This is a genomic window from Pseudomonas sp. Hp2 (assembly GCF_006386585.1).
GTDB lineage: Bacteria > Pseudomonadota > Gammaproteobacteria > Xanthomonadales > Xanthomonadaceae > Pseudomonas_S > Pseudomonas_S boreopolis.
The window spans coordinates 278,459-303,151 of the sequence record NZ_VAHJ01000002.1 but is presented as its reverse complement, the minus strand read 5'-3'; the positions used below and the strand labels follow the sequence as shown (position 1 = coordinate 303,151).

Annotated in this window: 24 protein-coding genes and 2 tRNA genes; 18 read left to right on the top strand and 8 right to left on the bottom strand. The window is 70.2% G+C overall.

Going from position 1 to position 24,693, the window contains the following annotated elements; genetic code table 11:
* Positions 1 to 208: 208 nt before the first annotated feature.
* The gene (locus FD678_RS06345; protein WP_140720526.1) at positions 209 to 472 is read right to left on the bottom strand and encodes a BolA family protein; all 264 of its coding nucleotides are present in this window, start codon (positions 470 to 472) and stop codon (positions 209 to 211) included.
* Positions 469 to 768 carry a YciI family protein gene (locus FD678_RS06340; protein ID WP_140721881.1) on the bottom strand — a complete coding sequence of 100 codons (300 nt, stop codon included), beginning with the start codon at positions 766 to 768 and terminating at the stop codon, positions 469 to 471. Before FD678_RS06340 ends, FD678_RS06345 begins: the two co-directional genes overlap by 4 nt.
* 418 nt (positions 769 to 1,186) lie before the next feature.
* Here FD678_RS06340 and FD678_RS06335 point away from each other — a divergent pair, with 418 nt between their 5' ends.
* The 3 genes from FD678_RS06335 to FD678_RS06325 are packed head-to-tail and all read left to right on the top strand — an operon-like array spanning position 1,187 to position 4,451.
* Positions 1,187 to 2,092: a segregation and condensation protein A gene (locus FD678_RS06335; RefSeq protein WP_140720524.1), complete on the top strand. Its 906-nt coding sequence runs from the start codon at positions 1,187 to 1,189 to the stop codon at positions 2,090 to 2,092.
* A 6-nt stretch (positions 2,093 to 2,098) separates the two neighbouring features.
* Positions 2,099 to 2,959, top strand: coding sequence for an SMC-Scp complex subunit ScpB (gene scpB, locus FD678_RS06330; protein ID WP_140720522.1), 861 nt, complete (start codon positions 2,099 to 2,101; stop codon positions 2,957 to 2,959).
* Positions 2,952 to 4,451: a pseudouridine synthase gene (locus FD678_RS06325; protein ID WP_140720520.1), complete on the top strand. Its 1,500-nt coding sequence runs from the start codon at positions 2,952 to 2,954 to the stop codon at positions 4,449 to 4,451. Before scpB ends, FD678_RS06325 begins: the two co-directional genes overlap by 8 nt.
* Before the next feature lie 91 nt (positions 4,452 to 4,542).
* On the opposite strand, the gene FD678_RS06320 is transcribed toward FD678_RS06325, so the two are convergent.
* The 3 genes from FD678_RS06320 to FD678_RS06310 form a co-directional block, all read right to left on the bottom strand.
* On the bottom strand, positions 4,543 to 4,977 hold the full coding sequence (locus FD678_RS06320; protein ID WP_140720518.1) for a hypothetical protein: 435 nt from the start codon (positions 4,975 to 4,977) through the stop codon (positions 4,543 to 4,545).
* Positions 4,978 to 5,066: 89 nt separating this feature from the next.
* Positions 5,067 to 5,882, bottom strand: a complete 816-nt coding sequence (locus FD678_RS06315) for an amidohydrolase (protein WP_140720516.1) — start codon at positions 5,880 to 5,882, stop codon at positions 5,067 to 5,069.
* Positions 5,883 to 5,985: 103 nt separating this feature from the next.
* Positions 5,986 to 7,134 (bottom strand): pyridoxal phosphate-dependent aminotransferase, encoded by a 1,149-nt coding sequence (locus tag FD678_RS06310; RefSeq protein ID WP_140720513.1) that lies wholly within the window; start codon positions 7,132 to 7,134, stop codon positions 5,986 to 5,988.
* Positions 7,135 to 7,365: 231 nt separating this feature from the next.
* Here FD678_RS06310 and ccmA point away from each other — a divergent pair, with 231 nt between their 5' ends.
* From ccmA to metX, 10 genes are all read left to right on the top strand, one after another.
* On the top strand, positions 7,366 to 8,010 hold the full coding sequence (gene ccmA, locus FD678_RS06300; RefSeq protein WP_140720509.1) for a heme ABC exporter ATP-binding protein CcmA: 645 nt from the start codon (positions 7,366 to 7,368) through the stop codon (positions 8,008 to 8,010).
* A complete protein-coding gene (gene ccmB, locus FD678_RS06295; RefSeq protein ID WP_140720507.1) occupies positions 8,007 to 8,702 on the top strand; it encodes a heme exporter protein CcmB in 696 nt (231 codons plus the stop codon). The genes ccmA and ccmB overlap by 4 nt, the downstream gene beginning before the upstream one ends.
* A 39-nt stretch (positions 8,703 to 8,741) precedes the next feature.
* A complete protein-coding gene (locus tag FD678_RS06290) occupies positions 8,742 to 9,491 on the top strand; it encodes a heme ABC transporter permease (protein WP_140720504.1) in 750 nt (249 codons plus the stop codon).
* Positions 9,488 to 9,661, top strand: coding sequence for a heme exporter protein CcmD (gene ccmD / locus FD678_RS06285; protein ID WP_140720501.1), 174 nt, complete (start codon positions 9,488 to 9,490; stop codon positions 9,659 to 9,661). Before FD678_RS06290 ends, ccmD begins: the two co-directional genes overlap by 4 nt.
* Positions 9,658 to 10,107: a cytochrome c maturation protein CcmE gene (ccmE, locus tag FD678_RS06280; protein ID WP_140720498.1), complete on the top strand. Its 450-nt coding sequence runs from the start codon at positions 9,658 to 9,660 to the stop codon at positions 10,105 to 10,107. The genes ccmD and ccmE overlap by 4 nt, the downstream gene beginning before the upstream one ends.
* A 72-nt stretch (positions 10,108 to 10,179) precedes the next feature.
* Positions 10,180 to 12,114: a heme lyase CcmF/NrfE family subunit gene (locus tag FD678_RS06275; RefSeq protein ID WP_140720496.1), complete on the top strand. Its 1,935-nt coding sequence runs from the start codon at positions 10,180 to 10,182 to the stop codon at positions 12,112 to 12,114.
* A complete protein-coding gene (locus FD678_RS06270; protein WP_140720494.1) occupies positions 12,114 to 12,719 on the top strand; it encodes a DsbE family thiol:disulfide interchange protein in 606 nt (201 codons plus the stop codon). The genes FD678_RS06275 and FD678_RS06270 overlap by 1 nt, the downstream gene beginning before the upstream one ends.
* Positions 12,716 to 13,147, top strand: a complete 432-nt coding sequence (locus FD678_RS06265) for a cytochrome c-type biogenesis protein (protein WP_140720492.1) — start codon at positions 12,716 to 12,718, stop codon at positions 13,145 to 13,147. The genes FD678_RS06270 and FD678_RS06265 overlap by 4 nt, the downstream gene beginning before the upstream one ends.
* On the top strand, positions 13,147 to 14,196 hold the full coding sequence (locus FD678_RS06260) for a tetratricopeptide repeat protein (protein ID WP_140720490.1): 1,050 nt from the start codon (positions 13,147 to 13,149) through the stop codon (positions 14,194 to 14,196). Before FD678_RS06265 ends, FD678_RS06260 begins: the two co-directional genes overlap by 1 nt.
* A gap of 47 nt (positions 14,197 to 14,243) precedes the next feature.
* Entirely contained in the window at positions 14,244 to 15,362 is a 1,119-nt protein-coding gene (gene metX, locus FD678_RS06255) for a homoserine O-acetyltransferase MetX (RefSeq protein ID WP_140720488.1), read from the top strand.
* Positions 15,363 to 15,486: 124 nt separating this feature from the next.
* On the opposite strand, the gene cydC is transcribed toward metX, so the two are convergent.
* A complete protein-coding gene (cydC, locus tag FD678_RS06250) occupies positions 15,487 to 17,187 on the bottom strand; it encodes a thiol reductant ABC exporter subunit CydC (RefSeq protein ID WP_140720486.1) in 1,701 nt (566 codons plus the stop codon).
* A complete protein-coding gene (gene cydD, locus FD678_RS06245) occupies positions 17,184 to 18,896 on the bottom strand; it encodes a thiol reductant ABC exporter subunit CydD (RefSeq protein WP_140720483.1) in 1,713 nt (570 codons plus the stop codon). Before cydD ends, cydC begins: the two co-directional genes overlap by 4 nt.
* 336 nt (positions 18,897 to 19,232) lie before the next feature.
* Between cydD and FD678_RS06240 the strand changes: the two genes are divergently transcribed.
* The 5 genes from FD678_RS06240 (at position 19,233) to FD678_RS06220 (ending at position 22,620) form a co-directional block, all read left to right on the top strand.
* Positions 19,233 to 20,825 (top strand): cytochrome ubiquinol oxidase subunit I, encoded by a 1,593-nt coding sequence (locus FD678_RS06240; protein WP_140720481.1) that lies wholly within the window; start codon positions 19,233 to 19,235, stop codon positions 20,823 to 20,825.
* 27 nt (positions 20,826 to 20,852) lie between these two features.
* Positions 20,853 to 21,992: a cytochrome d ubiquinol oxidase subunit II gene (gene cydB / locus FD678_RS06235; protein ID WP_218569604.1), complete on the top strand. Its 1,140-nt coding sequence runs from the start codon at positions 20,853 to 20,855 to the stop codon at positions 21,990 to 21,992.
* 181 nt (positions 21,993 to 22,173) lie between these two features.
* On the top strand, positions 22,174 to 22,284 hold the full coding sequence (gene cydX / locus FD678_RS06230) for a cytochrome bd-I oxidase subunit CydX (RefSeq protein WP_140720476.1): 111 nt from the start codon (positions 22,174 to 22,176) through the stop codon (positions 22,282 to 22,284).
* Positions 22,285 to 22,334: 50 nt separating this feature from the next.
* Positions 22,335 to 22,411: transfer RNA gene (locus FD678_RS06225), tRNA-Pro, on the top strand.
* 132 nt (positions 22,412 to 22,543) lie between these two features.
* Positions 22,544 to 22,620 (top strand) — tRNA-Pro (locus tag FD678_RS06220).
* A gap of 80 nt (positions 22,621 to 22,700) precedes the next feature.
* Here the strand turns inward: FD678_RS06220 and FD678_RS06215 are convergent.
* The gene (locus tag FD678_RS06215) at positions 22,701 to 24,614 is read right to left on the bottom strand and encodes a CocE/NonD family hydrolase (protein WP_140720474.1); all 1,914 of its coding nucleotides are present in this window, start codon (positions 24,612 to 24,614) and stop codon (positions 22,701 to 22,703) included.
* Between the last annotated feature and the right edge of the window lie 79 nt (positions 24,615 to 24,693).

The following is a 24,693-nucleotide window of genomic DNA, read 5'->3' as shown; positions in this document are numbered from 1 at the left end:
AGACTGCATGAAACCGGGCGGACTGTAATCGTTTTCAAGCCGTTTAGGAAACCCGGGGCCGCCGGTTTTCCGACGCAGCCCACGGAAATCTTAAATTTCAGTTACTTAGAAGTTCGTCACCCGACCTTCACATTCGCTGCATCGCAACAAAAATCCAGGCATTCCTGGCCATTTCTTGTCCCCTCGATGTCCCGGGACATCGCCCTCCTCACGCCGGCGGCGCCGCGTCGATCGCGAGGGCATGGATGTCGGTCTGCATCATCTCGCCGAGGGCGGCATACACCGCCCGGTGCCGCGCCAGCGGCGTCATGCCGGCAAAGGCGGCACTGCGGATGCGCACGTTGAAATGCCCGCGGCCGTCGCGCGCGCCGGCATGGCCGGCGTGACGGTGGCTGTCGTCCTCCACTTCGAGCTCGACCGGCGCGAACGCCGCCTCCAGTGCGGCACGGATGCGCGCTTCGCGCGGGCTCATGGCAGCGCCTTGCGGAACGGGCGCACGTCGACGCGCACGTAGACGCCGGCGGCCACGTACGGGTCCTGGTCCGCCCAGGCGCGCGCCGCCTCCAGCGAAGGGAACTCGGCGATCACCACGCTGCCGCTGAAACCGGCGTCGCCCGGATCCTCGGCATCGATCGCCGGACAGGGCCCGGCTACCAGCAACCGGCCTTCCGCCTGCAACTGCTTCAGGCGCTCCAGATGCGCCGGCCGCGCCGTCCTGCGGCCCTCGAGCGCCCGCTCGCCGTCATACCCTTCGATCACGTACCACATCAGCTTGCCCGTACTCCGCACATGGAACGGCGGACATTCTAAGCCCGGCATCGCCCGGACCTGGCCGGACAAGGCCATGCGCGGGTCTCCAGGCCCAACGCCACCTGTTCGAGGTCCAGGGCGCCCCTAGACACCGGCCATCGCCACGCATTACCCTTGGCTTCACTGCACGCGGCTGGATACAGGCGGCCCGTCGGCTCCCGGCCCCGCCCGCCCCGACGACCGATTCGCCCGACACCGGATCGCCGCGCTAGACGACCTCTTCAGAGCTGTCATGCCGTCGTGCCGATGGGCGCGTCGTGCTGGTTTGTTGTGTGGAATCACGCCTGTCCGGCGTGACAGGGATTGCAACGAGATACGAAAGGCCGCGCCGGACCGGGTCCGCAGCGGCTGCGCAACGCAACACCGATCCGAGCTGATGACCTCCGAACTCGCGTCCGACGCGACTGCCCCGACATCGCCGAGCCCGCCGCAGCAGCAGGAAATGCCGCTGGCGCTGGTGCATGGGCAGCCGTTGCTGCAGATCCCGCAGGACCTGTACATCCCGCCGGACGCGCTCGAGGTCATCCTCGATGCCTTCGAAGGCCCGCTCGACCTGCTGCTGTACCTGATCCGCCGCCAGAACCTCGACATCCTCGACATCCCCGTCGCCGAGATCACCCGGCAGTACGTGGACTACATCAACGTGATGCAGGAGCTGCGCTTCGAACTGGCGGCCGAGTACCTGGTGATGGCCGCGATCCTGGCCGAGATCAAGTCGCGGATGCTGCTGCCGCGGCCGCCCAGCGCCGAGGGCGAGGAAGAGGACCCGCGTGCCGAGCTGGTGCGCCGGCTGCAGGAATACGAACGCTTCAAGCAGGCCGCCGAGGACATCGACGCCCTGCCCCGCCAGGACCGCGACACCACCCCGGCGCATGCCCACGTGCCGGACCGTGCCGCGATCAAGCTGCCGCCGCCGGTCGAGCTCAAGGAGATGCTGCTGGCGCTGTACGACGTGCTCAAGCGCGCCGAGCTGTTCTCGGGCCATGCCATCAAGCGCGAGGCGCTGAGCGTGCGCCAGCGCATGGGCGACGTGCTGAGCCGGCTGGGCGACGGCAAGTTTTACCGGTTCGAGACGCTGTTCACCGCCGAGGAAGGCAAGCTCGGCGTGCTGGTCACCTTCCTGGCGCTGCTGGAGCTGGCCAAGGAGCAGTTGCTGGACATCGTCCAGGAAGCGCCGCTGGCCCCGATCTACGTCAAGTCGCTGGCGTTGAACAACACCAACGAGCCCTTGCAGTTCTCGAGCGAGTTCGACGACAGCGACGAACCCGCCGTGTCGACCTGAGCAACCATGGACCAACAGCTGATCACCCGTATCGTCGAGGCCGCGCTGCTGGCCAGCCACCAGCCGCTGACCCTGGCCCAGTTGAACGAGCTGTTCCCCGAGGACGAGCCCGCGCCCCCCGGCAGCGTGGCGCGCGCGCTGGAGCTGCTGCGCGAAGGCTGCGCCGAGCGCGGCGTGGAACTGGTCGAGGTCGCCTCCGGCTTCCGCTTCCAGGTCAAGTCCGACGTGCACGCCTGGGTCTCGCGGCTGTGGACCGAACGCAAGACCCGCTACACCCGCGCCACGCTGGAGACGCTGGCGCTGATCGCCTACCGCCAGCCGATCACTCGCGGCGAGATCGAGCAGGTGCGCGGCGTGACGGTGAGCAGCAACATCATCCAGGCGCTGGAGGAACGCGAGTGGATCCGCGTGGTCGGCCACCGCGACGTGCCCGGCAAGCCGGCGCTGTTCGGCACCACCAAGGCGTTCCTGGACTACTTCGGGCTCAAGAGCCTGGACCAGCTGCCGCCATTGTCGGAACTGAAGGACATCGGCGAGCTGGACCCGGAACTGCCGCTCGACGCCGAAGGCCAGCCGGCCGCGCCGCTCGCCGCGAGCGCCTCGCCGCCCGGGGATGCGAGCGCCAACGACGACGTCGGCGGCGACGACGCCCCGGGCCCGCAGGACGCATCGCAACAAGACGCATCGCAAGACCAAGAACACGACGCCCGCCAGGGCGAACCCGAAGCCGCGCCGGGCGAGCGCGCGGCAGACGTGAACGAAGACGAAGACAACGCCGTCGCGACGACGACCGTGGCTGTTGACGAAGCCGATCCAGAACCAGAGGCCGACGAGGAAAACGCCGGCCGGAGCCAGAACAATGAGTGACACCACCCGCAAGCTGTCGTTGAACAAACTCTCGCTCAAGCGCGACAGCGCCCCCGAACATTCCAAGCTCGAAGAGCGCCTGCACAAGGTGCTCGCCCAGGCCGGGCTGGGCTCGCGCCGCGCGCTCGAGCAGCGCATCGCCGACGGCCTGGTCAAGGTCAACGGCGAGGTCGCGCAGACCGGCATGTCGGTCAAGAGCGGCGACAGGATCGAACTGGACGGCCGCAGCTTCGTCGCCAGCGCCCTGACCGAGCCGGCGCGCGTGCTGATCTACAACAAGCCCGAAGGCGAAGTGACCACGCGCGAGGACCCGGAAGGCCGCCCGACCATCTTCGAGGCGCTGCCGGCGCTCAAGGGCGCGCGCTGGATCGCGATCGGCCGCCTCGATATCAACACCACCGGCCTGCTGCTGCTCACCACCGACGGCGAGCTGGCCAACGCGATGATGCATCCCTCCTTCGAGGTCGAGCGCGAGTACGTGGTGCGCGTGCGTGCGCCGGAAGGCCAGGACAAGGTGCCGGACAACATCGTCGACCGCCTCGCGCGCGGCGTGGCGCTGGAAGACGGCCCGGCCAAGTTCGACGAGATCGAGCGCATCGGCGGCACCGACTCGCACGACTGGTTCCGCGTGGTGGTCAAGGAAGGCCGCAACCGCGAGGTGCGCCGGTTGTGGGAGTCGCAGGGTTGCCAGGTCAGCCGGCTCAAGCGCACCCGCTACGGCAAGATCGCGCTGCCGCGCGAGCTGCTGCGCGGCCACTCCGTGGAACTGCCGAGCGCGCAGGTCGAGGCGCTGCGCGCCGAACTGAAGCTGGAGGAAGGCGCGCCGTCGGCGCTGACCCTGCAGCCGGTGATCGGCCAGCGCCGCGCCGCCAAGGCCACCGTGCACGTCGCCGGCGGCCGCAGCGCCGGCGCCTACGTCAACGGCCACAACACCGCCGACGAAGGCCGCGAACTGCGCCGCTTCGACAACGTGCGCGAGGATCGCGGCCGCGGTCGCGGCAAGGGCGGCTTCAAGGGCGGCCTGACCGTCACCGGCGAGGCCGCGGCCAAGCAGTCGCAGAAGCCGTTCAAGCAGCGCAAGCCCAAGGGCGACCGCAGCCTGCCCGAGGGCAATCCGGCCGCGTTCCGCAGCTGGTACGTGCCGGAAGGCGTCAGCACCGGCCCGAGCGGGCATCGCAATGCCGGCCCGGGCGGCCAGGGCCGTCCCTACGGCAAGCCGAAAGGCCCCGGCGCCGGGCGCCCGGGCCAGGCCCGCGGCGGCGCAGGCGCCGGCCAGGGCCAGCGCAAGCACCCGTACGGGCATCCGGGCAACGCGCCGAGCTTCCCGTCCGACCACGCCACGCCGGGCCTGAGCCCGTACGGCGCCGCCCGTCCGGGCGGCGGGCGGCCCGGTGGCGGCAATCGCGGCCCGGGTGGCCCGCGCGGCAACCGCCCGGGCGGCCGCGGTCCCGGCGGCAACACCGGTCCGCGCCGCGGTCCGCGCGGCGGTTGAGCCGGAGGCCGGATCCAGGCCACGAAAAAACGCCCCTCCGGGGGCGTTTTTCCTTTGGGGAGCGACGCGGGCGGAAGCCGCCCGGCCCGGCTCAGCGGCGCGAGATCACGAACTTGCCGAAGCCGACGCCCAGGTCCCAGCCTTCGCCGGTGCCGGCCAGGGCCAGCGAGATGTCGCCCTTGGTCACCACCTGCGCGTTGCTCGACTTGACCGCGCCGGCGTGCACTTCGGCGCCGCCGTAAGTGCCGATCAGGTCGTTGAGGCTGTAGGCGCCGGTGAACTTGCCCTTGCCGTTGACGATCTTGGACTTGCCGACGGTCAGCCCGCCGCCCTTGGCGACGATCTTCACCGGGATGCTGGCGCCGTTGTCGCAGGTGATGGTGCCGGTGCCGTTGGCGGTCTTGTAGAAGATCGACCAGCCGGACAGGTTGAAGCGCAGCTCGCAGTCGATGTTGCCCGCGGCGCGCGCCTGCGGGGCCAGCGAGGCCGCGGCCAGCAGCGCGATCAGGCTCAGGGTCTTGGTCACGGGAAACGTCCTGGTGTGAACACGGCGGCGAGGTTAGCAGTGCCGCCGTCCGGGCCGCGACAACGCGGGGCCGGACGGCGTGGTTCCGTTCAGCGATCGGCGTTGGCGGAGCCCAGCTCGAACGCGTCCGCGTCCAGCATGGCCGGGAAGCGCTCGCGGTGCTGGGCCAGCGCCGCGGCGGAGATCGTGGTGGTCGCCACCTGCTCGCGTTCGCGGATTTCCAGCTGCGGCTGGCCGAGGAAGTCGATCACCGCGCTGTCGCCGGCGTAGTGCAGCTGGTTGCCGTCGATGCCGACCCGGTTGACCGCGGCGACGTAGCACAGGTTCTCGATCGCCCGCGCGCGCAGCAAGGTCTTCCAGGCATAGGCCCGCGCCGAAGGCCAGTTGGCGACGAAGACCTGCAGGTCGAAGTCGAGCTGCCCCGGCCGCTCCACATCGAAGCGGTTGCGGCAGAACACCGGGAAGCGCAGGTCGTAGCAGACCTGCGGATTGATCCGCCAGCCCTTCCATTCCACGGTCAGCCGGTCGCGACCGGCGGCATAGCGCTGGTGCTCGTTGGCGTAGCGGAACAGGTGGCGCTTGTCGTAGTGGGCCAGCGTCCCGTCCGGCGTGGCGAACAGCAGCCGGTTGAACACGCCCGCGGGCGTGCGCAGCTGCACGCTGCCGGTGACCGCCGCGTCCAGGCGCGCGGCCTGCTCCAGGATCCAGGCCACGGTCGGCCCGTCCATGCCCTCGGCCCGCTCGATGGCATCGTTGGAAAAACCGCTGGTGAAGGTTTCCGGCAGGATCACCAGGTCGGTCGTGCCCGCCAGCGGCGCCAGCAGCGCGGCGTAGTGCTCGCGGTTGCCGGCCGGATCGTGCCAGCGGGTGTCGCCCTGGACGAGGGAAATGCGCAAGTCGTTCATGGGATCCGTGATTCGGGATTGGTGATTTCGTGATTCGGAAAAGCGGAAGCGCGATGGCTGATGGTGATTCTGCTCTTTCGAATCACCAATCACGAATCACCAATCACAGCTTCTTCAACCGCTCGATCGCCGCATCCAGCGTCGCCTCGTTCTTGGCGAAGCACAGCCGCGCCAGGCGCTGGCCCTGCGGCGGCGCCTCGTAGAACGGCGACAACGGAATCGCGGCGACGCCCTTCTCGATCGTCAGCCACTTCGCGAACTCGGTGTCCGGCAGGTCGCTGACCGCAGAGTAGTCGACCAATTGGAAGTAACCGCCCGGCACCGGCAACGGCTTGAGCCGGGTCCCCAGCAGTTGCTCGCGGAAACGGTCGCGCTTGGCCTGGTAGAACGCCCCCAGCCGTTCGTCGTGCTCCGGTTCGTCGCGGATCATCGCGGCGAACGCATGCTGGGCCGGGGCGAAGGTCGCGAAGGTGTTGTACTGGTGGACCTTGCGGAATTCGGCGGTCAGCGCCGGCGGGGCGATCGCGTAGCCGATCTTCCAGCCGGTGCAGTGATAGGTCTTGCCGAAGCTGGAAACGACGAAGGCGCGCTCGCGCAGTTCCGGCCAGCGCAGTACCGACTCGTGGCGGCGGCCGTCGAACACGATGTGTTCGTAGACCTCGTCGGAAACCAGGAAGATGTCGGTGCCGCGCAGCAGGTCGGCCAGCGTGCGCATGTCGTCGGCGGAGAACATCGCGCCGGACGGATTGTGCGGGCTGTTGATCATCAGCAGGCGGGTCTTCGGCGTGATCGCGGCCTGGATCCTGGCCCAGTCCGGCGCGAAGGTGCGCGGATCCAGCGGCACGTGCACGGCGCGCGCGCCGGCCAGGTCGATCGCCGGCTCGTAGCAGTCGTAGGCCGGGTCGAGCACGATCACTTCCTCGCCCGGGCGCACCACCGCGTGGATGGCGTTGAAGATCGCCTCGGTGGCGCCGCTGGTCACGGTGATCTCGGCATCGGCGTCCACCTGCGCGCCGTAGCAGCGCAAGGCCTTGCCGGCGATCGCCTGGCGCAGCGGCGCCACGCCGGTCATCGGCGGGTACTGGTTGTGGCCGGCGCGCATCGCCGCGTCCAGTTCGTCGACCAGCCGCTGCGGCACCGCGAAATCGGGAAAGCCCTGGCCGAGATTGACCGCGCCGTGCTCGGCCGCCAGTTGCGACATCACGGTGAAGATGGTGGTGCCCACCTTGGGCAGCTTGGTCGTCAGGGGCATCGCGCGATCCAGGAGACGTGGGATCGCGAGTTTAGCCCCTCTCCCGGTGGGGCGAGGAGGCATGGCTTGCACGCCACTGGCGTGCGTGCCTTTGAGCGCCCACGCCGCTGGCGTGGGCCGGGGCGCGAAGCGAGGGTCGGGGTGAGGGGACGCGCCACCTTCTCCCGCAGGGAGAAGGAATCCCCGGCTACAATGCCGCCCGCCTTCCGCCCTGCCCGGCGCCACTCACCGATGACCGATCCGCTGTACTCCGCGCCGCCCCTGCTTGCCGCGCATGCGCTGGCCTTCACCCGCAACGAGGAGCCGGTGTTCGGCCCGATCGATTTCCATGTCGATGCCGGCGAGGCATTGCTGGTCCAGGGCGACAATGGCGCCGGCAAGACCACGCTGCTGCGCCTGCTGGCCGGGCTGCTGCACCTGGAGTCGGGCCGGATCGAGATCGACGGCAGGCCGGCCAAGCGCGGCGACCGCAGCCGTTTCATTGCCTATCTCGGCCACCTGCCCGGCCTCAAGGCCGACCTGACCACGCTGGAGAACCTGCACTTCCTGTGCGGCCTGCACGGCCGTCGCACCAAGCAGATGCCCGGCAGCGCGCTGGCGATCGCCGGGCTCGCCGGCTACGAGGACACGCCGGTGCGCCAGCTTTCGGCCGGGCAGAAGAAGCGCCTGGCGCTGGCCCGGCTGTGGCTGTCGCCGGCACCGCTGTGGCTGCTGGACGAGCCGTACGCCAACCTCGACCTGGACGGCATCAACCTGGTCAACCGCATGATCTCGGCGCACCTGCGCAGCGGCGGCGGTGCGCTGGTCACCACGCACGGCGCCTACGCCGCGCCGCCGGTGCGCACCCGAATGCTGGTGCTGGGAGGTGCCGCATGAGCGTGCCCTCGCCCACCCCGTCGTTGTGGCAGGCCTCGCGGGCGCTGGTCGCGCGCGACCTCAGGCTGTTGTGGCGGCGCCGCGGCGACGCCCTGCAGCCGGCGCTGTTCGCGCTGCTGATCGTGGTGCTGTTCGCGCTCGGCCTGGGCACGCGCCCGGAACTGCTGGCACAGGCGGCGCCGGCGGTGATGTGGCTCGCCGTGCTGCTGGCCGGGCTGCTGTCGCTGGACTCGCTGTTCCGCGGCGATGTCGAGGACGGCTCGATGGAGCAATGGCTGCTCGCGCCGGTGCCGTTGTCCTGGCTGATCCTGGTGCGCGTGCTGCTGCACTGGGCCACCAGCGCGCTGCCGCTGATCGTGGCCACGCCGCTGCTCGGGGAATTGCTGCACCTGCCGCATGACCGGTTGCCGATGCTGCTGGCATCGTTGGCGCTGGGCACGCCGCTGCTGAGCCTCCTCGGCGCCGTGGTGGCGGCCCTGACCGTCACCATGAAACGCTCTGGTATTCTCGTGGCGTTGCTGGCGTTGCCGCTGTACGTGCCGGTGCTGGTGTTCGGCGCCGGCAGCGTCGCCGCCAGCGCGCAGGGACAGGATGCCGTGGGCGCGTTGCTGTTGCTCGGGGCCGGGCTGGTCGCAGGACTGGTGCTGGCGCCGCTGGCGGCCGCCGCCGCGATCCGCATTTCGTTGAGTTGACCGGAACCCAAGACAACACCGAGAGCCCACCGCCATCGCATGAACCTCGTCGTCCGCTGGTTCCACCAACTCGGTTCGCCCCCGTTCTTCGACCGTTTCGCCCGGCGCTGGGCACCGTGGTGCTACGCCGCCGCGCTGGTGCTGCTGGGCCTGGGCCTGTGGCAGGCCCTGTTCGTGGTCCCGGCCGACTACCAGCAGGGCGACAGCTTCCGCATCCTCTACATCCACGTGCCCAGCGCCTGGATGAGCCTGTTCGTGTTCGGCCTGATGGCGCTGTACGCGGCCATCGCCCTCATCTGGCGCATCAAGCTGTGCGAGATACTGGCCATGGCCTGCGCCCCGATCGGCGCCGCCTTCACCCTCGTCACCCTGCTCACCGGCAGCATCTGGGGCAAGCCCATGTGGGGCACCTGGTGGGACTGGGACCCGCGCCTGACCACCGAGCTGATCCTGCTGTTCCTTTACCTGGGCGTGATCGGCCTGTACCAGGTCATCGACGACCATCGCAACGCCGCCCGCGCGGCCGGCCTGCTGGCCATCGTCGGCGTGGCCCTGCTGCCGGTGATCCGCTACTCGGTGGTGTGGTGGAACTCGCTGCACCAGGGCCAGACCATCCGCCTGTTCGGGGAATCGAGCATGGACCCGAGCATGCTGCCCCCGCTGTGGCTGATGGTGTTCGCCACCAAGTTCTGGTTCGCCGGCTCGCTGCTGGTGCGCGCGCGCGCCGACAACCTGCGCCGCGAGGCCGGCAAGGACTGGGTGGCCAAGCTGGCGGAGGAACGCGCATGAGCTACCTGCCGTATGTGATCGCCGCCTACGCGGTGTTCGCGCTGGTATTGCTGTGGGAGGCGCTGGCGGCGCGCTGGCAGGTGCGGAGGGCGCTGCGGCAGGCCAGGGCGCGCGGCGCGCGCCGGCGCGGCCAGGCCGCCGCGTCCGCCGATGCGGAGCTGGTGCGATGAACCCGGTACGGCGCAGGCGACTGCTGTGGGTGCTGGTGCTGGTGTTCGCCGGCGGGCTGGCGACCACGCTGGTGGCGATGGCGTTGCAGCGCAACGTCGCCTATCTGTACACGCCTTCCGAAGTGCTGCGCGGCGAGGCCGGCGAACAGGCCCGGTTCCGGCTCGGCGGCATGGTCGAGAAGGGCTCGTTCCAGCGCGCGCCCGGTTCGCTGCAGGCGCATTTCCGCGTCACCGACGGCGATGCGCAATTGCCGGTGAGCTACGACCGGATCCTGCCGGACCTGTTCCGCGAGGGCCAGGCGGTAGTCGCCACCGGGCGCATGCGGGACGGGGTATTCGTCGCCGAGGACGTCCTGGCCAAGCACGACGAGACCTACATGCCCAAGGAAGTGGCCGACAAGATGGGCGCGGCGCACAAGAAGCACCAGGTGGAGGCGGCGCCGTGAAGGCCGGGACCCGTGGAAGCGGCGCCGGCCGCATGGCAGCCGCTCTTGATGTTCCCGGGGCCTGGCTCTCCGATGCTTCCTGAACTCGGCAACATCCTGCTGATCCTCGCCCTGCTGGTCGCCTTGTTGCAGGCGGTGCTGCCGCTGGCCGGCGCGCAGCGCGGCAATGCGGCGTGGATGGCGGTGGCGCGGCCGGCGGCCTTCGCGCAATTGGCGCTGCTGGCCGGCGCGTTCGGCGTGCTGACGCACGCGTTCGTGACGCAGGACTTCTCGGTGCGCTACGTCGCCGAGAACTCCAACTCGCTGCTGCCGCTGGTCTACCGCTACTCGGCGGTCTGGGGCGCGCACGAAGGCTCGCTGCTGCTGTGGACGCTGGTCCTGGGGCTGTGGACGGCGGCGGTGGCGCTGGCGTCGCGCCGCCTGCCCGAGCGCGTCGTCGCGCGGGTGCTGGGGGTGATGGCGATCGTCAGCCTCGGCTTCCTGGCCTTCCTGCTGTTCACCTCAAATCCGTTCGCGCGGCTGCTGCCCGCGCCCGTCGAAGGAGGCGATCTCAACCCGCTGCTGCAGGATCCCGGGCTGATCGTCCACCCGCCGATGCTCTACGCCGGCTACGTCGGCTTTGCCGTGCCGTTCGCGTTCGCGATCGCCGCGCTGCTGGAAGGCCGCATCGATGCGCAATGGCTGCGCTGGACGCGGCCCTGGACCAACGTCGCCTGGGCCCTCCTGACCCTCGGCATCGCGCTGGGCAGCTGGTGGGCCTACTACGAGCTGGGCTGGGGCGGCTGGTGGTTCTGGGACCCCGTCGAGAACGCCAGCTTCATGCCATGGCTGGCCGGCACGGCCTTGCTGCACTCGCAGGCGGTGACCGAGAAGCGCGGCAGCTTCGCCGGCTGGACGCTGCTCTTGGCGATCGCCGCGTTCGCGCTGTCGCTGCTGGGCACGTTCCTGGTGCGCTCGGGCGTGCTGACCAGCGTGCACTCCTTCGCCGCCGACCCTTCGCGCGGGCTGTTCATCCTGGTGTTCCTGTTGCTGGTGGTGGGCGGTTCGCTGCTGCTGTACGCGCTGCGTGCGCCGCGCCTGGAGAACCCGGCCGATGCGGCGCGCGCGCGCTTCGCCGGTTCCTCGCGCGAGACGCTGCTGCTGGTCAACAACCTGCTGCTGAGCTGCGCCTGCGCGATGGTGCTGCTGGGCACGCTCTACCCGCTGCTGGCCGACGCGCTGGAACTCGGCAAGATCTCGGTGGGCCCGCCCTACTTCGGCACGCTGTTCGTGCTGCTGATGGCGCCGCTGGTGGCGCTGGTGCCGTTCGGCCCGCTGACGCGCTGGCAGCGCGAGCAGGCTTCGCGGCCGCTGGCGATGCTGCTGCCGTGGGCGCTGCTGGCCCTGGTCGCGGCCTGCCTGGCCTGGTTCGTGGCGCCGCAGGGCCGGCTCAAGGCGGCCTTCGGCGTGCTCGGCGCGGCCTGGGTGATGTTCGGCACGCTGCGCTTCGTCGCCAGCCGCTGGCAGGCGCAGGGCCGCCGCCTGACCCCCGAGATGCTGGGCATGTGCCTGGCGCACGGCGGCATCGCGGTGTTCCTGGCCGGCGCGCTGCTGGTCGAGGCGCTGAGCGTGCAGCGCGAGGTCGCGCTCGGGCCGGGCCAGTCGCTGCCGCTGGGCCGCTACGAACTGCGTTTCGACCGCCTCGACGAGCGGCAGGGGCCGAACTACCTGTCCGACCGCGCCACGCTCAGCGTGTTGCGCGACGACCGCGTGGTCGCCACCCTGCACCCGGAGAAGCGCCGCTACGCCAGCGGCGGCCAGGTGATGACCGAGGCCGGCATCCACCCTGGCTTGTCCGGCGACATCTACGTTGCGCTGGGGGAACCGCTGGGCAACGATGCCTGGGCGGTACGCGCCCACCTCAAGCCGTTCGTGCGGTGGATCTGGCTGGGCGCGCTGCTGATGGCGCTGGGCGGCCTGGTGACCGCGGCCGACCGGCGGTTCCGCCGTACCCCGGAGAAGTCCTGATGTCCGATACAAGCCCCCGCCGCCTGCCGACCGCCGCGATCGTCGCCGGCGTGCTGGCGTTCCTCGCCCTGGCGGCATTGCTGGCCTACGCCGTGAAGCGCTCCGGCGATGGCGACCGCGATGCGCTGCCGTCGGCACTGATCGGCAAGCGCGCCCCCGACTTCGACCTGCCGTTGCTGCACGAGCCCGACACCCGCGTGCACGCCCGCGACCTGCTAGGCGCGCCGTACGTGCTCAACGTCTGGGGCAGCTGGTGCCCGGCCTGCCAGGTGGAGCATCCGGTGCTGAGCCGCTTCGCCTTGAGCAAGCGCGTGCGGGTGGTCGGCTACAACTGGAAGGACGACCGCGACGAGGCGCTGCGCTGGCTGGAACAGCTCGGCAATCCGTACCTGCTGGTGCTGTTCGATCCCGAGGGCCGCACCGCGATCGACTGGGGCGTGGCCGCCGCGCCGGAGACCTTCCTGGTGGACGGCAACGGCATCGTGCGCTGGAAGTACAGCGGCGCGCTCACCGACGAGGTGATCCACAAGCAATTGCTGCCGGCGCTGGAGAAGGCCGAACGCACCGCGGCGCCCCCTCCGCCTGCCGCCCGCGCCGCGCAATGAAGAAGGCCTTGTTGCTGCTCGCGCTGCTGGCCGCGCCGGCCCTGGCCGAACCGCTCGGCGACCCGACGCCGCTGCACTATCGCAGCGCCGCCGAGGAGGCGCGCTTCCACGCACTGACCGCCGAGCTGCGCTGCGTGCAGTGCCAGAACCAGTCGCTGGCCGATTCCAACGCGCAGATCGCCCAGGACCTGCGCCGCGAGGTGCTCGACCTGATGCAGCGCGGCCGCAGCGACGCGCAGATCAAGCAGTTCCTGGTCGAGCGCTACGGCGAGTTCGTGCTGTACCGCCCGCAGCTCGAGCGGCGCACCTGGGTGCTGTGGTTCGGCCCGCTGGCCTTGCTGCTGATCGGCGGCGCGATCGTGCTGCGCATGGTCCGGCGCCACCGCGATGGGCGCGTGCCGCCAGCCGGCGACGAGCAGGAGTGGTGATGCCGCTGTTCGCCTGCATCGCCGCCGTCCTCGTGGCCGCCACCCTTGGCGCGGTGCTCTGGCCGCTGTGGCGGCAATCGCGCGGCGTGGTGCTGGCGGGCGTGGCGCTGCTCGGCCTCGCCTGTTTGGCCATGTATCGCCTGGTCGGCACGCCGGCGGCCGTGGACGCCGTACCCGTCCAGGCCGATACGCCGCGCAGCCTGGACGAGGCCATCGCGCAGCTGCGCGAGGCGCTGCGGCGCGATCCCCGCCAGGTCGAAGGCTGGCTGCTGCTGGGCCGTTCGCTGATGAACCAGCAGCGCTTCGCCGAGGCGCGCGATGCGTTCGCGCGCGCGCGCGAACTGGCGCCGGACCAGCCCGAGGTGCTGGTCGCCGCGGCGCAGTCGCGCATGCAGGCCGCTTCCGGCCAGCGCCTGGACACCACCGCCGTGCAGTGGCTCGAGCACGCCCTGGCGCTGCAACCCGACCACCAGCGCGCCCGCTGGTTCCTCGGCGTGGCGCAGCGCCAGGCCGGCCAGCCGGCGCAGGCCGCGCGCACCTGGGAACCGCTGCTGGACCAGGTCGACGCCGGCACCCGCGCCGGCTTGCTGGAACAGATCGACCTGGCCCGCCAGGAGGCCGGCGAACCGCCGCTCGATGCCGCCGCGCCGGCGCCGCGCGCCCTGGCCGTGAAAGTCGCGCTCGATCCCGATTTCGCCGCGCGCGTGCGCCTGCGTGGCGATGCCAGCGTGTTCGTGATCGCCCGCATCCCGGGCGGCCCGCCGATGCCGGTGGCGGTCGAGAAGCACGCCCTGCAGGAACTGCCGCTGACGGCGACGCTGGACGACGGCGACGGCCCGATGCCGACGCAGAAGCTGTCGGCGCTGCCGGAAGTCGAGGTGTTCGCGCGGCTCTCCGCCAGCGGCAACGCCATGCGCCAGGACGGCGACATCGAATCGGCGCCGGTGCGGGTGAAGCTGCCGGCCGATGCGCCGGTCGAACTGGTGATCGGCAAAGGCCGCGGCCCGGGACTGCAGGCGGGTGGCTCGGAAGATCATGGCCGGCCTTGACGCGCTTCCGCGAGTCCCGAGCCCCCAGTCCCGTTTAAGATTTCCCGATGACCGAATTCATCCCGCCCGGAAGCCAGTTCCACGCCCTGCCCTCGCCCTTCCCGATGAAGCGCGGCGGCGCGCTGCATGGCGCGCGCATCGCCTATGAGACCTGGGGCGAACTCGATGCCGGGCGCGGCAACGCGATCCTGATCGTCACCGGCCTGTCGCCGAACGCGCATGCCGCGCGCAACGCCGGCAACCCGGAGAACGGCTGGTGGGAGGCGATGGTCGGCCCCGGCAAGCCGATCGATACCGATCGCTGGTTCGTGGTCTGCGTGAACTCGCTCGGCGCGTGCAAGGGTTCGACCGGGCCCGCCTCGATCGACCCGGCGACCGGCCAGCCCTACCGGCTGTCCTTTCCCGATCTTTCGATCGAGGACGTCGCCGATGCCGCGGCCTCGGTAGTGCGCGCGCTCGGCATCCAGCAGCTGGCCTGCCTGATCGGCAACTCGATGGGCGGCATGACCGCGCTGGCGCTGCTGCTGCGGCACCCGGGCATCGCGCGCAGCCACATCAACATCTCGGGCAGCGCGCAGGCGCTGCCGTTCTCGATCGCGATCCGCTCGCTGCAGCGCGAGGCGATCCGCCTGGACCCGAACTGGAACGGCGGCGACTACGACGAGACCCGCTACCCCGAGAACGGCATGCGCATGGCGCGCAAGCTCGGCGTCATCACCTATCGCTCGGCCCTGGAATGGGACGGGCGCTTCGGGCGCGTGCGACTGGATTCCGACCAGGCCGACGACGACCCGTTCGGCCTGGAGTTCCAGGTCGAGAGCTACCTGGAAGGCCATGCGCGGCGCTTCGTGCGCTTCTTCGACCCCAACTGCTATCTCTACCTGAGCCGCTCCATGGACTGGTTCGACCTGGCCGAGTACGCCGACGGCGACGTGCTGGCCGGGCTGGCGAAGATCAAGGTCGGCAAGGCGCTGGCGATCGGCGCCAACACCGACATCCTGTTCCCGGTGCAGCAGCAGGAGCAGATCGCCGAAGGCCTGCGCCGGGGCGGCGCCGAGGCGCAGTTCCTGGGGCTGGACTCGCCGCAGGGACACGACGCATTCCTGGTCGATTTCGAGCGGTTCGGGCCCGCGGTGCAGGCGTTTCTTGACGCTCTCGATCGATAGGACGTTGCTGGCCCATTCGCATCCGGTCTCCATCATGAAGGTGTAGCGAGACGCCGGATTTTCCTTCTCGCCTCGGCGTGCAGGCGTGTGGCTTGCGAGCCATTGGCATGCAAACCGTGCCTTCTCACCCCGGAGGAAGAGGGGCCATGCCTGCGTCCGCGGGCTGCAGGCGCCCTCCCTGCAGTCGGTAACGCCGATGCACCACGCCATCGGGCAAGTCGTCGTGGCTGATCATCACCAGCGTGCGGCCGTCCAGCGCTTGCGCGAGATCGAGCAGCATGGCGTGCGCGGTGTCCACGTCCAGGCCCTCGGTCGGCTCGTCGAGCAGCAGTACCGGTGCGTCGCGCAGCAGCGCCCGGGCGAGCGCCAGCCGGCGCGCCTGCCCCGCCGACAAGGTCGCGCCGTTCTCTCCGACCCACGTGTCCAGCCCCCCCTGGGCCTGCGCCCAATCGTGCAATCTCACCTGCCGCAAAGCCCGCCAAAGCGCCGCGTCGTCGGCATGCGGATCGCCGATCAGGAGATTGGCGCGCAGGCTGCCGGCGAATACCGGCGCGTTCTGCGGCAGCCAGGCGATGCGACGGTGCCACTCCGCCTGCGCCATCGCGCGCAGGTCGATGCCGCCGTAGCTCACCTGGCCTTGCATCGGATCCCATAGCCGCAACAGCAACGAGGACAGCGTGGTCTTCCCGCAACCGCTATCGCCGCCGATGGCGATGCGCTCGCCGGGCGCAATGCGCAAGTGCAGGCCATCCAACACCTTGCGCCCGCTTCCGGGCCACGCGAAATGCACGTCCTCGAAACGCAATTCGCCGCGTGCCGGCGGCGAAACCGGCCGTACCGGATCGCCCGTGCCGGCCGGTTGGTCCACGATCGCCTGCAGGCGCCGCGACGCGACGCGTCCCGACTGCAAGGCCTGCCAGGCCAGGCCGGCGCCGGCCCACACGTCGAGCAGCCCCAGCATCAGGAACACCAGCGCGGCGGCCATTTCCGGCGCGACCGCCCCCCGCTCGGCTGCCGACAGCGCGATGTACAGCATCGCCAGCAGGCCCGCGCCGCCGCAGGCCAGGTGCAAGGCCGTGCCGGCGACGAGCCGGCGGCGTTGCAGGCGATCGCCGAGCGCCACCTGCTCCGCGGCGCGATCCACGCGCGCGATCCAATCCGGCTCGGCCTGCAGCGCATGCAGATCGGCAGCGCCCTCCATGCCCTCGAAAGCCGCCGTGCGCAGAGCGGTGCGCCGTGCCGCGCGCATGCGCTCGCGCGCCTGCGCGCCGCGTGCGACCTGCCATGGCACCAGCACGCCGATCGCCAGCCCGGTCGCCGCGATCGCGATCGCGGCCGGGACATGGATCGCCGCCGCGGCGGCGATGCCCAGCAGGCCGACCCCGAGCAGCGCGGCCAATGGCGCCAATGCGCGCACGGCCAGCCCATCGACCTCGCCGATGTCCGACATCAGCCGTGCCATCAGCTCGCCGATGCGACTGGCCGACAACCGGCCCGGCGCCAGCGGCAGCGCACGCCGGAAAAACCAGACGCGCAGGTCGCGGGCGATCCGCAGCGTGGCGTCGTGGCCGACCAGCTTCTCGCCGTAGCGCGACGCGATCCGCGCGAAGGTCAGCGCCCGGATGCCGGCCGACGGCGAGAAGAAATTGAAACCGGCCTGGCCCCCTGCCACGCCGGCCAGCGCCGCCGCGACCAGGAAGCCGCCGGACAGGCCCAGCAGGCCGACGCCCGCCAGCATCGTGGCCAGCACCAGCAACGCGGACAGCGCCAGCCGCCCCCGATGGCGGCGGAACACGCAGGCCAGTTCGTCGCGCCGCTCCTTCATGGCACGGCCCCCGGCCTGGCCCGCTCCGGCCGCAGGCGATACACGCTATCGGCCCAGGCCATGGCGGCAGCGCTGTGGGTGGCGATCACCACGGCGCGGCCGCGCGCGTAGCTGCCCAGCGTGCGCAACAGGTCGGCCTCGGTATCCGGATCGAGGAAGGCGGTGGGTTCGTCGAGCAACAGCAGGTCGGGCTCGTGCAGCAGCAAGCGCGCCAGCGCGATGCGCCGCGCCTCGCCACCGGACAGGCCGAAGCCGCGCTCGCCGATCACCGTGTCCAGCCCGTCCGGCAACCGCGCGGCGAACCGCATCACCTGCGCCGCCTCGGCCACCGCGCGGATGCGAGCAAGGCTGGCCTGCGGGTCGGCCAGGCGCAGGTTGTCGGCGATGCTGCCGTGGAACAGGTAAGGCCGCTGCGCGGCGTAGCCGACCTTCACCCCCGGGCGCAGGCGCAGGCGGCCGTGTTCGGGCGGCAGCCAGCCGGCCATCGCTTCCAGGAGCGTGCTCTTGCCGCTGCCGCTCGGCCCGACCAGGGCCAGCCGTTGCCCGGGCTGCAACGCCAGCGAAACGCCGCGCAGCACCGCGGCCGGCGCGCCATGCGGGCGCAGGGCGAGGTCGCGCGCTTCCAGCAGCGGCGCATGCGCCTCGGCGACTTCCAGCGGCCGGGCCGGCGCCGCGTCGTCCGGCCCGGCCGGCACGTCGGTCGTCCCCAGCAACCGCTCCACCTCGGCCACGGCCGCCAGTGCGTTGGCGCGATCGTGGTAGTGCGCCGCCAATCGCCGCAGCGGCGCGAAGAACTCCGGTGCCAGCAACAGGCAGAACACGCCCACGCCGAGCGAACCGGCGCCGGCGATGGGCAGCATGCCCAGGTAGCCCAGGCCCAGGTACAGCGCGACCATCGCCACGCTCACCGAGGCGAAGAATTCCAGGGTCGTGGAGGACAGGAAGGCGATCCGCAGCACCTTCATCGTGCGCACGCGCACGCCCTCGGCGGCGGCGGCGATGCCCTCCAGTTCGGCCTCGCCGCGTCCGTACACGCGCAGCAGGCCCAGGCCCTTGAGCCGGTCGGCGAAGTGCCCGCCCATGCGGGCCAGCTCCGCCAGTTGCGCGCGCCCGGCGGCCTCCGCGCCCCACCCCACCAGCATCATGAAGAAAGGGATCAGCGGCGCCGTACAGAACAGGATGATCGGTACCACCCGGTCCACGCAGGCCACCGCCACCAGGATCGCCAGCGGCACGACCGCGACCTCCACGCGGGCCAGCCGGTAGCCGGCGAAGTAGCCCTCCAGCGCATCGGCATGCGCCAACAGCAGTTCGCCCAACTCGCCGGTGCGGCGCTGGCGCAGCCACAGCGGGCCCCGTTCCGCCAGCCGGCGGTAGACGCGGCGGCGCAGGGCCAGGCGCGCGGCATCGGCGACTTCGCCCGCCCACCACGACGACAGGGACTGCAGCCCCGAACGCGCGGCGAGCGTCGCCGCCAACACGGCGAATGCCGGCCAGAGCGTGGCCACCGGCCGGTGCAGTTCGAAGGCGGCGTGCACGATCCACGCGATCGCGGCCGCCTGCGCCACCAGCAGCAGGCCGGACATGCCCGTCGCCGCCGCGGCTCCGGCATCGGTCCGCCTGGCGTCGCGGGCCAGGCTCGCCAGCCATTTCACGTGCCGTCGACGCGATCCGGACGTACCGTTGACGCGCGCGGGGCGGGCGCTCAAGACCACTCCATCGAAGCGTGGCGCACGCGGAGGCGCAAGGCGGAAGTCGCGCACGTATCCGCCTGGATCGGCCCGACCGGGCAAAGCGCCATGCGATGTCGGCTTTCCCTACGTGACTTCAAGGAGGAGGACCGGCGACCGGCAGATCCCATCTCAAAGTGCATGACGCGCTCCACAGGCTTCGATCGGTCCGTGATTGTAGTCGGGCCTTCCGTCCGGAGCGCCAGCATCGGCCATGGGGCAAATCGTCGCATTGATCTGGATCAACGCGGGGCACACCATCCCGGCCGATCATCCGCCGCAGCACTTCCCAAGGAACCCACCAGGTAGCCAGCCATGATCGACTCGACAGTCGTAGAACTGTCGCGGCTGCAGTTCGCACTGACCGCGATGTACCACTTCCTCTTCGTGCCCCTCACCCTGGGGCTGTCCTTCATGATCGCGATCATGGAGAGCGTCTACGTCATGACCGGGCGCGACGTATGGCGGCGCATGACGATCTTCTGGGGCGTGCTGTTCGGCATCAACTTCGCGATGGGCGTCGGCACCGGCATCGTGATGGAGTTCCAGTTCGGCATGAACTGGTCGTACTACAGCCACTACGTGGGCGACGTGTTCGGCGCGCCGCTGGCGATCGAAGGGCTGATGGCGTTCTTCCTGGAGGCGACCTTCGTCGGCCTGTTCTTCTTCGGCTGGAACCGCCTCTCGCGCGTGCAGCACCTCGCCGTCACCTGGCTGATGGCGCTGGGCACCAACTTCTCGGCGCTGTGGATCCTGATCGCCAACGGCTGGATGCAGAACCCGACCGGCGCGGTGTTCAACCCCGACACGATGCGCATGGAGGTGGTGGACTTCATGGCGGTGCTGTTCAACCCGGTGGCGCAGGCCAAGTTCGTGCACACCGTCAGCGCCGGCTACGTGCTGGGCGCGACCTTCGTGATGGCGATCTCGGCGTTCTACCTGCTGCGCGGCAGGCACCGCGACGTCGCGCGCCGCTCGTTCGCGGTCGCCGCCGCGTTCGGCCTGCTCTCGTCGCTTTCGGTGGTGGTGCTGGGCGACGAGAGCGGCTACGCCGCCAACGAGCACCAGAAGATGAAGCTGGCCGCGATCGAGGCGATGTGGGAAACCGAGGCGGCCCCGGCCGACTTCACCGCGTTCGGCATCCCCAACCAGGCCACGCACCGGAACGACCATGCGATCAAGATCCCCTACCTGATGGGGTTGATCGCCACCCGTTCGCTCGACCAGCCGATCCCGGGCATCCTCGAACTGGTGGAGCGCGCCGAACACCGCGTGCGTGGCGGCCAGCTGGCCTACGGCGCGCTGCAGCGCCTGCGCGCCGACAGGAACGACGCCGAGGCGCGCGAGATGTTCGAGCGCCATTGGCAGGACCTGGGGCACGGCTTGCTGCTCAAGCGCTATCGCGAGGACATCCTCGACGCCACTCCCGAGCAGATCGCCCAGGCGGCGATGGACACCGTGCCGCGCGTGCTGCCGCTGTTCTGGACCTTCCGCGTGATGGCGGGCATCGGCTTCTACCTCATCGCGTTCTTCGTCGTGGCGTTCTGGTTCGCCTGCAAGCACACCTTCGAGGAGAAGAGGTGGTTCCTGAGGGTGGCGGTGTGGACGCTGCCGCTGCCGTGGATCGCGATCGAATGCGGCTGGTTCATCGCCGAGTACGGCCGCCAGCCCTGGGCGGTGGAAGGCGTGCTGCCTACGTTCTACGCCGCCTCGGGCCTGGCGCTGCACCAGATCCTGCTGTCGCTGTGCGGGTTCGTGGCGATCTATACCGTGCTGATGGTCATCGAGATCAAGCTGATGCTCAAGTCGATCCGCAAGGGGCCGGACGAACTCGCCCCGCCGCTGCCGGCGCCGCGATCGCCCGATGCCCCCCTCGGCACCGAAGCGCTGGCCGGCGGCCAGCCGTAAGCCAGGAGACCCCTCATGGATTTCGTATTGCTCGACTACACGACGCTGCGCGTGATCTGGTGGCTGCTGCTCGGCGTGCTGCTGATCGGCTTCGCGGTGATGGACGGCTTCGACCTGGGCGTCGGCACCCTGTTGCCGTTCGTGGCCCGCGACGACGCCGAGCGCCGGCTGGTGGTGAACACCATCGGCCCGGTCTGGGAAGGCAACCAGGTATGGCTGATCCTGGGCGGCGGCGCGATCTTCGCCGCCTGGCCGCCGCTGTACGCGGTGAGCTTCTCCGGGTTCTACCTGGCGATGTTCGTGATCCTGCTCGCGCTGATCCTGCGCCCGGTCGGCTTCAAGTTCCGCGGCAAGCTGGCCAGCCCGCGCTGGCGCAACAACTGGGACTGGGCCCTGTTCGTCGGCGGGTTCGTGCCTTCGCTGATCATGGGCGTGGCGATGGGCAACGTGCTGCTGGGCGTGCCCTTCCATTTCGACGAGAGCATGCGGGTGTTCTACACCGGCTCGTTCTTCGGCCTGCTGACGCCGTTCGCCCTGCTGGCCGGGCTGCTCAGCGTGGCGATGCTGGTGGCGCACGGCGCGGCCATGCTGGTGCTGAAGACCGACGGCCCGGTCGCCGAGCGCGCCGCGAAGTACGGCAGCCTCGCCGCGGTCGCCGCGTTCGCGCTGTTCGCGCTGGGCGGCGTCCTGGTCGCCACCTGGCTGCCGGGCTACGCGATCACCTCGGCCCAGGCCACCGACCTGGACACCAACCCGCTGCTGAAGACCGCCGCGCTCGGCAGCGCCGGCGGCTGGCTGCACAACTACCGCGCGATGCCGGCCACGCTGCTCGCCCCGGCCGTGGGCCTGCTCGGGCTGCTGGCCAGCGCGCTGCTGCTGCGCCGCCGCCGCGGCGGGCTGGCCTTCCTCGCCTCGGGCGCGGGCATCGCCGGCGTCATCCTGACCGTCGGCCTGGCGATCTTCCCGTTCCTGCTGCCCTCCTCCAGCGTGCCGGCCGCCAGCCTCACGGTGTGGGACGCCTCCAGCAGCCACCTGACACTGTGGATCATGCTGCTGGTCACCGCGCTGTTCCTGCCGATCATCGTGGCCTACACCACCTGGGTGTACCGCGTGCTCAAGGGCAAGGTCACCGCCGACGAGCTGGGCAGCAACCCCAACGCCTACTGATCGCCGGGTTTCCCGCAGTCGAATCCCCGCACATGGATGTGCGGGCTCTTGCAGAGGGACCTGCCCCGTCGAATCCTCGCACATGGACGTGCGGGTTCTTGCAGAGGGACCTGCCCGGTCGAATCCCCGCACATGGCTGTGCGGGCTCTTGCGAAGGACTCGCCCAAAGGAGCAAACGACAATGTGGTACTTCGCCTGGATCCTCGGTACCGGCCTGGCCTCGCTGGCCGCCGTGCTCAACGGCATGTGGTTCGAGATGCGCGAGGAGGATGCGCCGGGAAACGGACGCTGAAGGCAAGACTTGCCGCGCCGTGAGCGATCCCGCATCATGTGCGCCCACCGCGGGGTGTAGCTCAGTCTGGTAGAGCGCTACGTTCGGGACGTAGAGGTCGCAGGTTCGAATCCTGTCTCCCCGACCAGTTCAGCAAGGGCCGGCGCAAGCCGGCCTTTTTGCGCGCCTACCGGCGGCCGGCGCGGGTCCCCCGGCCGCCCCCGGTTCATCGAAAGCGCTTGCCGGAGCCGCGATATCCCGGTATCATGCGCGGCTCATTCGGGGTGTAGCTCAGTCTGGTAGAGCGCTACGTTCGGGACGTAGAGGTCGCAGGTTCGAATCCTGTCTCCCCGACCATCCGCCAGGATGGTGGACATTCGGAACGCCGGAAAGCCTCAGCTTTCCGGCGTTTTTTTGTGCCCGGGCTCCGCCCTCCCTCACAGCACCGGCAACTCGATGAAGCTCGCCCGCTCCGGCGTATGCCACACGCGCTGCGTGGCCTTGCGGTAGTCGCCGGGCTTGGCGAAGTAGATGTTCGGCACGTAGGTCTGCGGATTGCGGTCGTACAGCGGGAACAGGCTGGACTGCACCTGCACCATCACCCGGTGCCCGCGCTGGAACGTGTGGTTGGCGTTGGGCAGGTCGAAGCGGTATTGCAACGGCTGGCCGGCGGCGAGCGACGCGGGATGCTCGAAGCTCTCGCGATAGCGGCCGCGGAAGATCGCCAGCGATACCGGCAGCTCGTAGCCGGCCATCCTGGGATCGGTCGCGTTCTCTTCGGGATACACGTCGATGAGCTTGACCACCCAGTCGCTGTCGGTGCCGCTGGTCGATGCCTGCAGGTTGACCTTGGGCACGCCGGCGATGCGCATCGGCTCGGCCAGCGGCTCGCTGACGAAGGTCAACACGTCGGGACGCCCGTCGACGAAGCGCTGGTCCTTGACCAGCCAGGTGGTCCACATGTCGCGGTCGCCGAAGCTCACCGGGCGCGGCGCGAACGGCACCGGCTTGGCCGGGTCGGACACGTATTCCTCGTATTCGCCCTGCCCGGCCTTCGGCGCGTCGAACGAAAGCGCGCCGCCCGCGGCCAGGTACAGCGGCCGGGCCTTGGCCTGGCATCCCTTCTCGCAGCTCAGTGGCCACTTCTGCAGCCGGTTCCAGCGGTTGGCGCCGGTGTCGTAGATCAGCACCGGGGGCGTATCGGCCTTCGGCGCGCCATCGACCAGATACTGGTCGAAGAACGGCTTGAGCACGTCGCGGCGGAACTGCAGCGCGGTGTCGCCGTCGAAGTCCAGCTCGCCGAGCGAGGCGCCGCCGTAGTTCACCTGGCTGTGGCGCCACGGCCCCATCACCAGGTAGTTGCGGTCGTTGCGAGCATCGCGGCCTTCCATCGCCTGGTAGCTGTGGTTGGCGCCGTACATGTCCTCCTGGTCCCACAGGCCTTGCAGCCACATCGTCGGCACCTTCAGCGGCGTCCTCGCCATCACCTTGTCGAGCGCCTGCTGCTGCCAGAACGCGTCGTAGGCGGGATGCTCGGTCAGCTTGTGCCACCACGGCAGCTGCTCCAGGCCCGCGGCCTTGGCGTAGTCCCCGGCCGAACCGGCGGCGAGGAAATTGCTATAGTCGTCGCGGCCGGCGCGCGGGATCGACGTGCCTTTCCCGCGCTGGGTCAGCTGGCCGGTGAAGTAGTCGAAGTTGACCTGGCGGAACGCGCCGTAGTTGAGCCAGTCGTCGCCCATCCAGCCGTCGATCATCGGGCTTTCCGGCGCGGCGACCTTCAGCGCCGGATGCGGGTCGGTCAGCGCCATCACCACGGTGAAGCCTTCGTACGAGGAGCCGATCATGCCGACCTTGCCGTTGGACTCGGGCACGTGCTTCACCAGCCAGTCGATGGTGTCCCAGGCGTCGGTGGCGTGGTCGACCGGCGTGTCGTTGAGCGGCCCGCGCAGCGGCCGGGTCATGACGTAGTCGCCCTCGGAACCGTACTTGCCGCGGATGTCCTGGAACACGCGGATATAGCCGCCATCGACGAACACGTCGTCGCCCTGCGGCAGCAGGTCCTTCATGTGCGGCGACAGCAGCCGCTCGGCGCGCCCGTCCGCGTTGTACGGCGTGCGCGTGAGCAGGATGGGCGCGCCGTGGGCGCCCTTGGGCACCACGATGACGGTATGCAGCTTCACGCCGTCGCGCATCGGGATCATCACCTCGCGCTTGACGTAGTCGTTGGCCGCGTCCGGTGCGACGAAAGGCTTGCCGGTGATGTCCGGCGTCATCGGCGAGGTCTGGGCGAAAGCGGCCGGGACCAGGACGGCGCAGGCGAGCGCCAGGGCGAGCGGGCGAAGAACGGGCATGGGCGGACTCCGGTGGGAACCTGCGGAGTCTAGCCAGTCAGAAGCGCATCGTTACCGTGACGAAAGCCATAGGCGAGCG